The 11,524-nt window shown below is 51.6% G+C and carries 13 protein-coding genes; 10 read left to right on the forward strand and 3 right to left on the reverse strand.

Annotated elements, in window-relative coordinates; genetic code table 11:
• Nucleotide 1: 1 nt before the first annotated feature.
• From POTG_RS01695 to dut, 3 genes are all read left to right on the forward strand, one after another.
• A complete protein-coding gene (locus tag POTG_RS01695) occupies nt 2-1,048 on the forward strand; it encodes a polysaccharide deacetylase family protein (RefSeq protein WP_009223058.1) in 1,047 nt (348 codons plus the stop codon).
• Nucleotides 1,049-1,133: 85 nt separating this feature from the next.
• Nucleotides 1,134-2,387 carry a M16 family metallopeptidase gene (locus POTG_RS01700; RefSeq protein WP_009223059.1) on the forward strand — a complete coding sequence of 418 codons (1,254 nt, stop codon included), beginning with the start codon at nt 1,134-1,136 and terminating at the stop codon, nt 2,385-2,387.
• On the forward strand, nt 2,371-2,826 hold the full coding sequence (gene dut, locus POTG_RS01705; protein WP_016312395.1) for a dUTP diphosphatase: 456 nt from the start codon (nt 2,371-2,373) through the stop codon (nt 2,824-2,826). The genes POTG_RS01700 and dut overlap by 17 nt, the downstream gene beginning before the upstream one ends.
• Before the next feature lie 247 nt (nt 2,827-3,073).
• Here the strand turns inward: dut and POTG_RS22945 are convergent, their stop codons facing one another.
• From POTG_RS22945 to POTG_RS25210, 3 genes are read right to left on the reverse strand one after another with little or no spacing between them, the layout of a single operon-like run.
• A complete protein-coding gene (locus POTG_RS22945; protein ID WP_009223061.1) occupies nt 3,074-3,457 on the reverse strand; it encodes a S41 family peptidase in 384 nt (127 codons plus the stop codon).
• Nucleotides 3,385-3,729 (reverse strand): hypothetical protein, encoded by a 345-nt coding sequence (locus tag POTG_RS23525; RefSeq protein ID WP_009223062.1) that lies wholly within the window; start codon nt 3,727-3,729, stop codon nt 3,385-3,387. The genes POTG_RS22945 and POTG_RS23525 overlap by 73 nt, the downstream gene beginning before the upstream one ends.
• On the reverse strand, nt 3,656-4,030 hold the full coding sequence (locus tag POTG_RS25210) for a hypothetical protein (RefSeq protein WP_332306485.1): 375 nt from the start codon (nt 4,028-4,030) through the stop codon (nt 3,656-3,658). Before POTG_RS25210 ends, POTG_RS23525 begins: the two co-directional genes overlap by 74 nt.
• Before the next feature lie 173 nt (nt 4,031-4,203).
• Here POTG_RS25210 and dpsA point away from each other — a divergent pair, with 173 nt between their 5' ends.
• The 7 genes from dpsA to POTG_RS01750 all read left to right on the forward strand — a co-directional run bounded on the left by dpsA (nt 4,204) and on the right by POTG_RS01750 (nt 11,470).
• Nucleotides 4,204-5,103 (forward strand): dipicolinate synthase subunit DpsA, encoded by a 900-nt coding sequence (gene dpsA, locus POTG_RS01720; protein ID WP_009223063.1) that lies wholly within the window; start codon nt 4,204-4,206, stop codon nt 5,101-5,103.
• Complete coding sequence (locus POTG_RS01725) at nt 5,100-5,693, forward strand: dipicolinate synthase subunit B (RefSeq protein WP_009223064.1); 594 nt, start codon at nt 5,100-5,102, stop codon at nt 5,691-5,693. The genes dpsA and POTG_RS01725 overlap by 4 nt, the downstream gene beginning before the upstream one ends.
• A gap of 256 nt (nt 5,694-5,949) precedes the next feature.
• On the forward strand, nt 5,950-7,170 hold the full coding sequence (gene dapG / locus POTG_RS01730) for an aspartate kinase (protein ID WP_009223065.1): 1,221 nt from the start codon (nt 5,950-5,952) through the stop codon (nt 7,168-7,170).
• Between the two features lie 92 nt (nt 7,171-7,262).
• On the forward strand, nt 7,263-8,129 hold the full coding sequence (gene dapA, locus POTG_RS01735) for a 4-hydroxy-tetrahydrodipicolinate synthase (protein ID WP_009223066.1): 867 nt from the start codon (nt 7,263-7,265) through the stop codon (nt 8,127-8,129).
• Nucleotides 8,130-8,588: 459 nt separating this feature from the next.
• The gene (locus tag POTG_RS01740; RefSeq protein WP_009223067.1) at nt 8,589-10,268 is read left to right on the forward strand and encodes a ribonuclease J; all 1,680 of its coding nucleotides are present in this window, start codon (nt 8,589-8,591) and stop codon (nt 10,266-10,268) included.
• A gap of 219 nt (nt 10,269-10,487) precedes the next feature.
• A complete protein-coding gene (locus POTG_RS01745) occupies nt 10,488-11,249 on the forward strand; it encodes a ClpP family protease (RefSeq protein ID WP_009223068.1) in 762 nt (253 codons plus the stop codon).
• The gene (locus POTG_RS01750) at nt 11,246-11,470 is read left to right on the forward strand and encodes a YlzJ-like family protein (RefSeq protein WP_009223069.1); all 225 of its coding nucleotides are present in this window, start codon (nt 11,246-11,248) and stop codon (nt 11,468-11,470) included. Before POTG_RS01745 ends, POTG_RS01750 begins: the two co-directional genes overlap by 4 nt.
• The last annotated feature ends 54 nt before the right edge of the window (nt 11,471-11,524 follow it).

The raw sequence follows: 11,524 nt of genomic DNA on the forward strand, positions 1-11,524 counted from the left end.
CATGGGGCGGAACAAGTTTGCGGTCATCGCGATATGCATTGCGTTTATGATGATATTGGGGCAGTTTGCCGGCATTCGGGCCTTCGTTGCCAAAAGCTCGGGGGAAAATGGCGGCAGCTACGCTTTCCGCCTGATTCATGACCTGACCGGTGACCTGGGGGCCCAGAACCAGCCTGACCCGGCTAGCGGCGGGACAGCGAAGGATACGGATCCGTTGCTGGCCAAGATCCGCGAAGAGGCGGAGAAGCAGCGGATCGAGCCGATCGATGCGGTGGTCGACCGGGTCTGGAAAGCCATTCCCGGCTATAACGGTCGTGAGGTGGATATCGAACGCACTTACAAGAAGGCCAAACAGCTGCCGGAGGGCGCGAACATCGAATATGTCTATCGGGAGCTTCGGCCGAAAGTAAATCTCGAGGATTTAGGGCCGCAGCCGATTTACCGGGGGAACCCAAACAAGCCGATGGCAGCGCTCATGATCAATGTCGCCTGGGGCAATGAATATCTGGTGCCTATGCTGGATACGTTGGATCAGCAGAAGGTCAAGGCGACCTTTTTCCTCGATGGCAGCTGGCTCAAGAAGAACGGGGACCTTGCCGCCGAAATCAAGCGGCGCGGGCATCAAATCGAAAACCACGCCTACTCGCATCCGAATATGAGCCAACTGGAGCAAACCCGGGCCCGGCTGGAGATCTCCAAAACGAAGGAGCTGCTGAAGGAGAAGCTGGGCGTGGAAAATCGCTGGTTTGCGCCGCCTTCGGGTGATTATAATATGCAAACCGTCAAGCTGGCGGCGGAGCAGGGGCTGAAGACGGTATTGTGGACCGTGGATACAGTAGATTGGAAAAATCCGCCCGCAGCCAGCATCGTTAGTAAGATCAGCAGCAAAGTGGGGCCAGGATCGCTGATCTTGATGCATCCGACGGCGTCCAGCCGCGATGCCCTGGAAGGGATGATTCAGGCCATTCGCAGCAAAGGGTTGGTGCTCGGAACCGTGGAGCAAACGCTGTCGCCGGACCGCGTCGAAGTCCCTGCTCCGCAGAGTTGAGCTTTCCGCCTTTTTTTGGTAGGATAGGGATGCATTTATTAACGACGCTAACCAATGCATCGCATAACATTTAGGGGGGCCTTTCGTGAAGAGAACGCAATTGAAAAACGGCCTTCGGGTAGTCATGGAGAAGATACCGACTTGCCGTTCGGTCTCGTTCGGCATATGGGTCAAAACCGGCTCCCGCAATGAACGCCCTGAGCGGGGCGGAATTTCGCATTTTATCGAACACATGCTGTTTAAAGGCACGGAACGCTACAGCGCCAAGGACATCGCAGAGCAGTTTGATGCGATTGGCGGCAATGTTAACGCGTTTACGTCCAAGGAATATACCTGTTATTACGCGAAAGTGCTGGATGAGCATTTACCGATTGCGGTTGACGTGTTGTCCGACATGTTTTTCCGTTCCTTGTTCGATAAGGAAGAGCTGCGGAAAGAGAAAAACGTGATCGTAGAGGAAATCTCTATGTACGAAGATACGCCGGACGATATGGTCCACGATCTTGTGACGCAGGCAGCCTACGGGGACCATCCGCTGGCTCTGCCGATCTTAGGGACGGAGGAGAAGCTGCGCGCCATGGAATCCGAGCACCTGCGGGAATACATGCGCGAGCACTATACAATCGAAAATACGGTCATCAGCGTGGCAGGCAATATCGATGAACAGGTGATTGATCTGCTGGAGCAATATTTCGGTGATTTTTCGAATCGGGGAAGCTCCAGCCCTTTGGCTGCGCCAGAGTTCTTGGGGGGATTGAAATTCCATCGCAAGAAGACCGAGCAGAACCATATTTGCTTGTCCTTCCCAGGTTTGCCGATCGGGGATGAGAAACAATATGCGATGGTGCTGCTGAACAATGCGCTGGGCGGCGGCATGAGCTCGCGGCTCTTCCAGGAGATCCGTGAGAAACGCGGGTTGGCCTACTCGGTGTACTCGTATCACAGCTCGTACGCGGACAGCGGACTGTTTACGGTGTACGCAGGAACCGCGCCGCGCCAAACGAAGGAAGTGCTGGATTTGACCAAGGAGATCCTGCACGATGTTTCGGTGAACGGGATTACTCCAAATGAGCTGAGCAAGGGGAAAGAACAGCTGAAGGGAAGCTTGATTTTGAGCTTGGAGAGCACCGGAAGCCGCATGAACCGACTTGGCAAAAATGAGCTGATGATCGGCAAACATTATTCCTTGGATGAGATGATCGCCCGCATCGAGGCGGTGACGATGGACGATGTCAATCAGGTGTTGAAGGGCATGTTTAGCCAACCGTTTTCGCTCGCCATGGTGGGATCGTCAGATCGCGTGATATCGGGAGTTAGGAGAGATGAGCTTGTCGTTTGAAGTGCAAATCAACCGTTTGGCAGGAAATGAAGATATCGAGCTGCCGCGTAAAATGTCGGAGCTAGCCTCCGGCTTTGATCTCTACGCCGCCGTTACGGAGGAGCTGACGCTCCAGCCGGGGCAACGTGCCCTCGTACCGACCGGGATCGCTATCGCGATGCCCGGCGGCCTAGAGGCGCAAATTCGCCCGCGCAGCGGGTTGGCGTTGAAGCACGGCATTACGTGCCTGAATACGCCGGGGACGATCGACGCGGATTACCGCGGGGAAATCAAGGTGCTGCTGATTAACCTCGGGCAGGAACCGTTTGTGATCCGTCGGAATGAGCGGATTGCGCAGATGGTGTTCCAGATCGTTCCTGAGGTGAATCTCGTGCAGGTAGACAAGCTGTCGGAGACGGTTCGCGGCGCCGGCGGGTTTGGTCATACGGGCACGAAGTAAGGGACTGAGGCACGTTTAACCTGAGTAGCATGTTTATGTTCAGGTGTTGAAGAATAAGGGTAAAAAAGGTTCTTATTTTCGGTTAGGAGAGGGATATGGCCGGGAATAGCGGACTTTTTTACCCTTATTTTCATTTATCGCATTCAAAAGTGGCGGTTATGGTGGGTTCCGCTCCAAATAAGGCCTAAAATGTCCTCTATTTTTTGCGCTTAGAAGAATTTCGCTGAAATAAGGCCCGAAAAGTCCCTTATTTTGCTGCAGTAATGATCTCCATTAACTTTTCCATTTGGGCATCTCTTCCGCCGATAATGTCTTGGCGTGTTGTTGGAACATAGATATCCGGTTCTAAGGAGGTTTCGTGGGTCAAGCGTTGATCCGGCCGAGAAAAATGTTTATAAGATACGGTAAATTGAAATCCGGAGTGAGGCATCTTAAACACGAATATATCTCCATAACAAGATGGCTGATTGCCCGTTGGTTCTCCGATCAAAGTGGCCAGCCCATTATCTTTGAAGGTGACGGCAAAGACATTTGCGGCGCTGAACGTTTTGGGGGAGATCAATAGATACAAGTGATCGTTAAACGGGTTAACGGATGAGCTAGCATGGGCCTTCCCATGATTTTTAACCAATGTTCATTTTCAGTTGGCACTACCTTGGACAGCTCGTCTAATAACTGTGGAGGGGTTAGCCCGCCTAACTCAAGTAAAAGGTCGCCCCGTTGTAACAACGGCGTTGATCGAATCACCACCGGGCCTTCCGCAGTCCAGTATAACGGCAGCTCCAAATAGGAAAGGGAAGGGGAATAAGGGTTGATGCTCGTGTGGGCGTCATGCAGTTGCCCGATCATTTCTACAGCGGAGATATAAAAACGGCTTATGGGCAGCGGACCTGCTTGAATCATCCGGTAAGTATCCCGTATTTTTTTTTCGTTGCTCTCTCTGCCATCCGTCGATCAGTGACGGGTGAACCTGTTCCAGCGTGCTTATAAGGTAATCGAAATCCGCTTTCATCGTATCGGGCGTCAAGAGAGCACTTTCTGCGGGATCCGCTTCGCCCAGCCTTTGTATAGGCGAGGTGAATGGTTCGACCTCAGACGCTGGCCGCTCCGGTGAGGAAATAACAACAGATCCTGCAAACGCCAATATCAAAAGAATCATCAAAAAAATTGCATAAATCACAGCCCGTTTTCCTGGCTTTCTCAACTCACTCCACCACCTGTAATAATATGGAATACATCCTACAAAATTGCTGTGAAGGTTTGCAATGACGATATTCCTATCCTCAGCTTCGCGAGGCATTCTAGCCTTTCACCACTTCGTAGGCCACGGCATAAGATGGTCTATACTGTGTTGCTTGGAAGGAGTGCCGTCTAAGAATGCTGACCGGAATCACAATTGTATTCCTCGGTGGGGATGCCCGGCAGGTGGAGGTCATCAACAAATGTGTCGGACTGGATGCTACGGTACGGGTTGTTGGCTTCGACCGATTGGAGACACCCCTTAAAGGAGTCTCGCAGGAGACGTTAAGCCCCGGCTTGCTGGCCGGCGCGGACGTAATTATCCTTCCGGTAATCGGTTGCGATGATCACGGTGTCGTCCCGGCGCCGTTCGCTGCAGAACAACTGGTCATCAAACGGGAATGGTTTGCATCCGTCCGAAAAAGCACGCTGGTCTATACCGGAATTGCCAAGAGCTTCTTAAAGCAAATGGGCGAGGAGCACGGCTTCCGGATCATTGAGGTGCTCGAACGTGACGACGTCGCCATTTACAACTCGATTCCAACGGCGGAAGGCGCAGTGATGATGGCGATCCAGAACACGGACATCACGATTCACGGTTCGAACTGTATTGTGCTTGGGATCGGGAGGACAGGGTTTACGCTGGCAGGAACGCTGCAAGGTTTGGGAGCGAATGTAAGGGTAGGGGTACGTCGGGAAGATGATGTGGCTAGGGCGATACAAATGGGCTGGAAGCCTTTTGTGACAAGGGATTTGGCCGCCAACGTAGGGGATGTTGACTTGATTTTTAACACAATTCCGACTATGATAGTCACAGCGCAAATCATCTCGAAACTGCCCCGTACGGCAGTGATTATCGACCTTGCTTCGGCGCCTGGAGGAACGGATTTCCGTTTCGCCGAGAAGCGCGGAGTGAAGGCGATTTTATCCCCTGGCCTCCCCGGAATCGTCGCTCCCAAATCGGCTGGAATTATTATGGCAAACACGATTTGTCAGTCGATTATGGATGAGTATCAATTACGGGGGGATGAACAGTGAATTGGCAGGGTAAAACGGTAGGTTACGCCATTACGGGCTCGCATTGTACGTTTGCTGAGGTAATGCCCCAGATCCAACGATTTGTCGACGGAGGGGCGAAGGTTGTGCCGATCATATCCCAGTCGGTACTGACGACCGACACCCGTTTCGGTAAATCGGAGGATTGGCGCGAACAGTTGAAAGATATTACAGGGAATGATATTATTTCTTCAATTGTCGAAGCCGAACCTCTGGGTCCAAGCAAGCTGCTGGACGTCTTGGTGATCGCTCCCTGCACGGGAACGACGACGAGCAAACTGGCAAATGCGATAACGGACAGTCCCGTTCTGATGGCCGCAAAAGCCCAGCTGAGAAACGGGCGACCGCTTGTCATCGCGGTGTCGACGAATGACGGTTTAGGTTTTAATTTGGCAAATATCGCGAAATTAATTGTGGCCAAGAACGTGTATTTCGTTCCGTTTGGTCAAGACAATCCGACTGGCAAACCGAATTCGCTCGTAGCAAACATGGAACTGATCCCTGAAACTTGCTATGCCGCGCTTGAAGGAAAACAGCTGCAACCGTTAATCATCGAACGTTTTCATGGATAATGCAGCGCAGCCGGCATACCATGTACGAAGCACCGTTCGGGTTGTTTCACGCCGTGATCTTTACAGGACGGACTCAATATAGGTGGGAAGTATCGGAACAAATTGCTCAAAGGCGCAGCATGGAATGCCGTATACAATCGCGGAGATCATTGCGGCGAAGGGGTATGTTTTCGAAGCTCTGGGTTCGTTAATCTTGCTATTACTAACGGAATGAAGTCATCGCTTTACTCCGCACTTATTAACTGGAGGAATATCCATGCGCATTTTGGTGCAAAAATTCGGTGGCACGTCTCTTTCGACGAAAGAAGCGAGAGAGCATGTCATCTCACACGTACGCCGGGAACTGGATAACGGTTTCCGGCTCGTCGTGGTGGTTTCGGCTATGGGCCGAAAAGGGGATCCTTACGCGACGGATACCTTGCTTGATTTGGTCTCTGAAGGGGATTGCTATTTACCGCCCCGCGAACAAGATTTACTGATGGCTTGCGGCGAAATTATTTCCGCAGCCAAGCTGTGCAGCCTGCTGGCTGAACAGCACATCTCTTCGGTCGTATTGACTGGAGCTCAAGCTGGATTCCGAACGGACAGCCAGTTTGGCAACGCGAGAATTCTGGATATCGTTCCGACTCGGGTGCTGGAAGAACTGCAGCAGAAGGATGTCGTGATCGTGACAGGATTTCAAGGTCAAAATCAAGACGGCGACTTCACGACGTTGGGCCGCGGAGGCAGCGATACGTCGGCTACAGCCTTGGGCGCCGCGCTGCACGCCGAAATGGTTGATATTTATACCGATGTGAATGGGATCTTAACTGCGGATCCCCGGATCGTCGAGGATGCGAAGCCGCTGGAATACGTCAGCTACGCAGAAATCTGCAATATGGCGCATCAAGGGGCTAAGGTGATCCATCCCCGCGCCGTAGAAATTGCGATGCAAGCGGGGATTCCGGTACGCGTTCGCTCGACTTTTTCGCAAGGGGAAGGAACATTGGTTGCCAACCCCGAAGGATTTAAGGACGTACAGCTGGGGATTGTGGACCGTTACGTGACTGGGATTGCATATGTGGCGAATGTGACTCAAATCCGGGTGGAATCCGCTGGCAACGGCCCGGATCATTTGCAGCTGCAAGTTTTTAAATCCATGGCAGAGAACGACATTAGTGTTGATTTTATTAATGTGACCCCAACCGGTGTCGTTTATACGGTCTTTGATAAAGATTCGGCGAAGGCAGAAGCGGTGTTGAGATCGCTGGACCTCTCACCGCAAATATGCACCGGATGCGCCAAGGTGTCCGTCATCGGCGGAGGCATTAACGGCGTTCCCGGAATTATGGCCAAGATCGTTGAGGCTTTGACCGAGCAAGGCATTCAGATTCTGCAATCGGCTGATTCGAATACTACGATTTGGGTGCTGGTGCGGAAGGACGATATGGTGCAAGCGTTGCGGGCGTTGCATGCCAAGTTCGAACTGGGCCGCTAACGAGGCATGTGAGTTCATCGCTTAAGAAATGGAAGGCATACTGAGAAGACGGCAATAAATAAGCGAAGCGGGAGACGGGAGGAGGATATGGCGTGATTGATTTCGGAAGAATGATTACAGCCATGGTAACGCCTTTTAATGATCAAGGAAAAATCGACTGGGACCAAACCGCAAGCCTGATCGACTATTTGGTGGAGGAGCAGCAATCTGACAGTTTGGTCGTGAGCGGAACGACGGGGGAGTCCCCTACACTAACGGATGAAGAAAAACTTGAGCTGTTTGCCTTCGCGGTGAAACATGCAGCCGGACGCTGCAAAATTATCGCCGGCACGGGCAGCAATGATACCGCTCATTCCGTTCATTTGACGCGCGAAGCTGAAAAATGCGGAGTAGACGGAATTTTGCTGGTCGCTCCGTATTATAACAAGCCGAATCAGGAAGGCCTTTTCCGCCATTTTGAAGCGATTGCGGCCGTAACCAGTCTGCCGGTTATTGTGTACAATGTGCCAAGCCGTACAGTTGTCAGCTTGAGCGTGGAAACGACGCTGCGGCTGGCGCAAATCCCGAATATCGTGGGGACCAAGGAATGCGCGCCTCTGGATCAGATCGCTATGATCGTCGCCCAAGCGCCGGAGCATTTCAAGGTTTATTCGGGCGATGACGCCTCGGCACTGCCGGCGATGGCGGTCGGAGCTTACGGTGTCATTAGCGTGGCCAGTCATGTCGCAGGCCGCTCCATCAAAGAGATGGTCGCACAATTCTTTAGCGGGAACGTAGAGCGGGCAAGCCAGTTGCATCGCGAGCTTCTGCCGTTATTTAAGGTGTTGTTTGAATGTCCGAATCCGGTAGCCGTGAAGTATGCCTTAAATGAAACCGGCCATCCTGTAGGAACGGTTCGGTTACCGCTGGTGCCGCCAAATGAACAGGAAGCGCAGCGGATTCGCAGCTTCCTCAAATAGCTGCTGGCCTACTTCTATAACCAGATATGTGCGTATTCCCAGAAACCGATGCCTGATCCGCAGGCATCGGTTTTTTTGTCATGGCACAAGGTAAGGTTAGACGTAGGGAAAAGCGCTGACTTGTTTTTTGCCAATTTAATCATGTATAATGAGTTCAAGTGACTGGGTGCGGTGAATTTTGAATTGAATGGTTTGTTCAAGAAGTTGGCTTCTGCCAGTGTAAGCGAGTACGGAGAACGTTTTACCAGACCGCTTGGAATGGATGAAGCTGTGGAGTTTACCAGAACTTGATTGAGCAACCATTTGATAATGACTTTGAGAAACGGCGAGATCGTCTTAATCAAGGCGATTGTTTATTCCTGCAATTTACAGGCTTTGGAATTTATATGCAGCGGTCGGAGCCATTTCCATAGGAGTTTTCGATACGACGTCCATAATAATTAGGAGGGTTAGATTCACTTGTCTAAAAAAATAAATAATGAGAAATTGACGATTTTCGCATTGGGCGGCGTCGCAGAGATTGGGAAGAACATGTATGTCGTTCAATATGCCAATGACATTGTAGTCATCGACTCCGGACTTAAGTTTCCGGAAGAGGACATGCTTGGCATCGACATCGTCATTCCCGATATCACTTACTTGACGGAGAACCGCGATAAAGTAAGAGGCATCGTGCTGACGCACGGGCATGAGGACCATATCGGCGGTTTGCCTTACGTGCTGAAGAACTTAAACGTTCCGGTCTACGGGACCAAATTAACTTTAGGTCTGGTTGAGAACAAGCTGAAGGAAGCGGGACTGCTCGGCGAAACGAAACGCGTGCTGATCAATGCCGATTCCGTAATCGAGCTTGGAACAACGATGAAAGCTTCGTTCTTCCGGACGAATCATAGTATTCCGGATTCGGTGGGTGTATGCATCGAAACTCCGGAAGGGAATGTCGTTCATACCGGTGACTTCAAATTTGATCATACCCCAGTCAATGATCAATATGCGGATTTGCACCGGATGGGCGAAATCGGGAAGAACGGCGTGCTTGCGCTGTTATCCGACAGTACCAATGCGGAGAGACCGGGCTTTACGCCATCGGAGAAGAATGTAGGCATTGTACTTAGCGATATTTTCCACAAAGCGAAGCAGCGCGTTGTTGTGGCGACCTTCGCCTCCAACGTGCATCGGATTCAGCAAGTCATCGATGCGGCACACGCAACGAACCGGAAGCTGACCATCATTGGACGCAGCATGGTGAACGTTGTGACGATCGCAGAAGAGTTGGGTTATCTGAACGTACCGGACGGAATTATCATTGAGCCGGAAGAAGTCAACAAGATGGCTGCAGATCGCGTTGTCATTTTGTGCACAGGCAGCCAAGGTGAACCGATGTCTGCCTTAACGCGGATGGCTCGCTCGACGCATCGCAAGGTTGATATTCTTCCAGGCGACACGGTCATCATCGCGGCAACACCGGTACCGGGCAATGAGAAATACGTTGGCCGGACGATTGATGAATTGTTCCGTCTCGGTGCGGAAGTCATTTATAGCGGATCAAATTCCGGCGTGCACGTTTCGGGTCACGGCAGCCAGGAAGAGCTGAAGCTCATGCTGAACCTGATGCGGCCGAAATACTTCATTCCGATCCACGGGGAATACCGTATGCTGCGGAAGCATGCTTTGCTTGGTGAGTCGGTTGGTATTGATCCGGACAATATTTTCCTGATTGATATCGGGGATACGATTGAGATCCAGAACGGTGTAGCCCGCAAAGCCGGGAAAGTTCCTGCCGGCAACGTGCTCATCGACGGTCTTGGCGTAGGCGACGTCGGCAATATCGTATTGCGCGACCGTAAGCTGTTATCCCAAGACGGGATCTTGGTTGTTGTTGTAACGCTGAGCAAGCAGGACGGAACGATCGTATCCGGACCGGATATTATCTCCCGCGGCTTCGTTTATGTGCGTGAATCGGAAGGTTTGCTGGAAGAAGCAAACCGCATTGTCTCCAGCACGCTGGAGAAGCTGATGAGCGAGAACGTAAACGAATGGGCTTCGTTGAAAACCAACGTTAAGGATGCTCTCGGCCGTTTCTTGTATGAGCAAACGCGCCGCAGACCGATGATCTTGCCGATCATCATGGAAGTATAAAGAAGAAATCAATAACTTTAAGCACACAGTCGCCCCTTTCCTGCCGGTTATTTGGACGGTTTCCGCAGGAAAGGGGCTTTTCGTCGTTTAGCGCGAAATGGCGGAAGGTTCCTGACTTGAGGTATCGTTGTATAGATTGAAGAAGGTTGTCGGCATACTAAGGGCTGCATAGAGTAACGAGACTTTGTCGATTGCCGACACCGAAAGGAAGGCTTAATCATGAATAAGGACCTAAGCAAATCAAGCGTTCGCAGTGAATCTGAACTTCCGCCAACAACCGAACCGGAGAAAAAAGAAGCCACGGTACCGGAAATGATCCAGCAGCTCGGGCAAACGGCGGTGCCGACTCCCGGTGAATCAAATGTGTATTGCTTAACGATTATCGGTCAGATCGAAGGACATTTAGTGCTTCCGCCGCAAAATAAAACAACGAAATACGAGCACGTCATCCCCCAATTAGTGGCAGCGGAACAGAACCCGCGGATTGAAGGACTGTTAATTATATTAAATACCGTAGGCGGCGATGTGGAGGCCGGACTTGCCATTGCGGAGATGATTGCTTCCTTGTCCAAGCCTACCGTCACGGTTGTCATCGGCGGCGGACATAGCATCGGCGTTCCGATCGCCGTAGCCTCCGATTATTCGTTGATTGCCGAAAGCGCCACGATGACCATCCATCCGATTCGTATGACCGGGCTGGTGATCGGAGTTCCTCAGACTTTTGAGTATATTGAGAAGATGCAAGAAAGGGTCGTGCGTTTTGTAACGACACATTCGAAAATTTCCGAGGAGAAATTCAAGGAGCTCATGTTTAAGACGGGTGAGTTAAACCGGGACATCGGTACAGCAGTTGGCGGCAGCGATGCGGTGAAGTACGGGCTGATCGATGCCATCGGCGGGATTGGCGATGGATTGGCCAAGCTGAATTCGATGATTGAATCGAAGCGACAAGCGAAGCAAGCAGGAGGGATTACCCAATGACGCATTATACGATCTTACCGGAAGAGGCTTATTGGGAGAATGCCGAAAACCAGGCGGCGTACGGTGAAATCGAACTAAACGGCGTGCTGATGCAAATACGGATGGAGGAAGGCAATCGGGCGACCATCGTACGGCTGTTGCGTTGCCGGCTGGAGGATTATTTGAATCCCGATCTGGCGCCCGGGCGGCAAATCACCTTCTATCCAACCTTATTAAATTGAGAATCTATGCCGGTGACGGCATCTTTTCTAGGCCCCCCTCGGTGAATATGGTAT

Source organism: Paenibacillus sp. oral taxon 786 str. D14 (genome assembly GCF_000159955.1).
Taxonomy (GTDB): domain Bacteria; phylum Bacillota; class Bacilli; order Paenibacillales; family Paenibacillaceae; genus Fontibacillus; species Fontibacillus phoenicis.

What these genes read in the sequence shown, in the direction of transcription:
- POTG_RS01695 (WP_009223058.1), top strand. Translation starts at nt 2, where the DNA reads ATGGGGCGGAACAAGTTTGCGGTCATCGCGATATGCATTGCGTTTATG.
- POTG_RS23525 (WP_009223062.1), bottom strand. Translation starts at nt 3,729, where the DNA reads ATGATTCAAGCAGGTCCGCTGCCCATAAGCCGTTTTTATATCTCCGCT.
- POTG_RS01745 (WP_009223068.1), top strand. Translation starts at nt 10,488, where the DNA reads ATGAATAAGGACCTAAGCAAATCAAGCGTTCGCAGTGAATCTGAACTT.
- POTG_RS01750 (WP_009223069.1), top strand. Translation starts at nt 11,246, where the DNA reads ATGACGCATTATACGATCTTACCGGAAGAGGCTTATTGGGAGAATGCC.
- dpsA (WP_009223063.1), top strand. Translation starts at nt 4,204, where the DNA reads ATGCTGACCGGAATCACAATTGTATTCCTCGGTGGGGATGCCCGGCAG.
- dapG (WP_009223065.1), top strand. Translation starts at nt 5,950, where the DNA reads ATGCGCATTTTGGTGCAAAAATTCGGTGGCACGTCTCTTTCGACGAAA.
- dut (WP_016312395.1), top strand. Translation starts at nt 2,371, where the DNA reads ATGAGCTTGTCGTTTGAAGTGCAAATCAACCGTTTGGCAGGAAATGAA.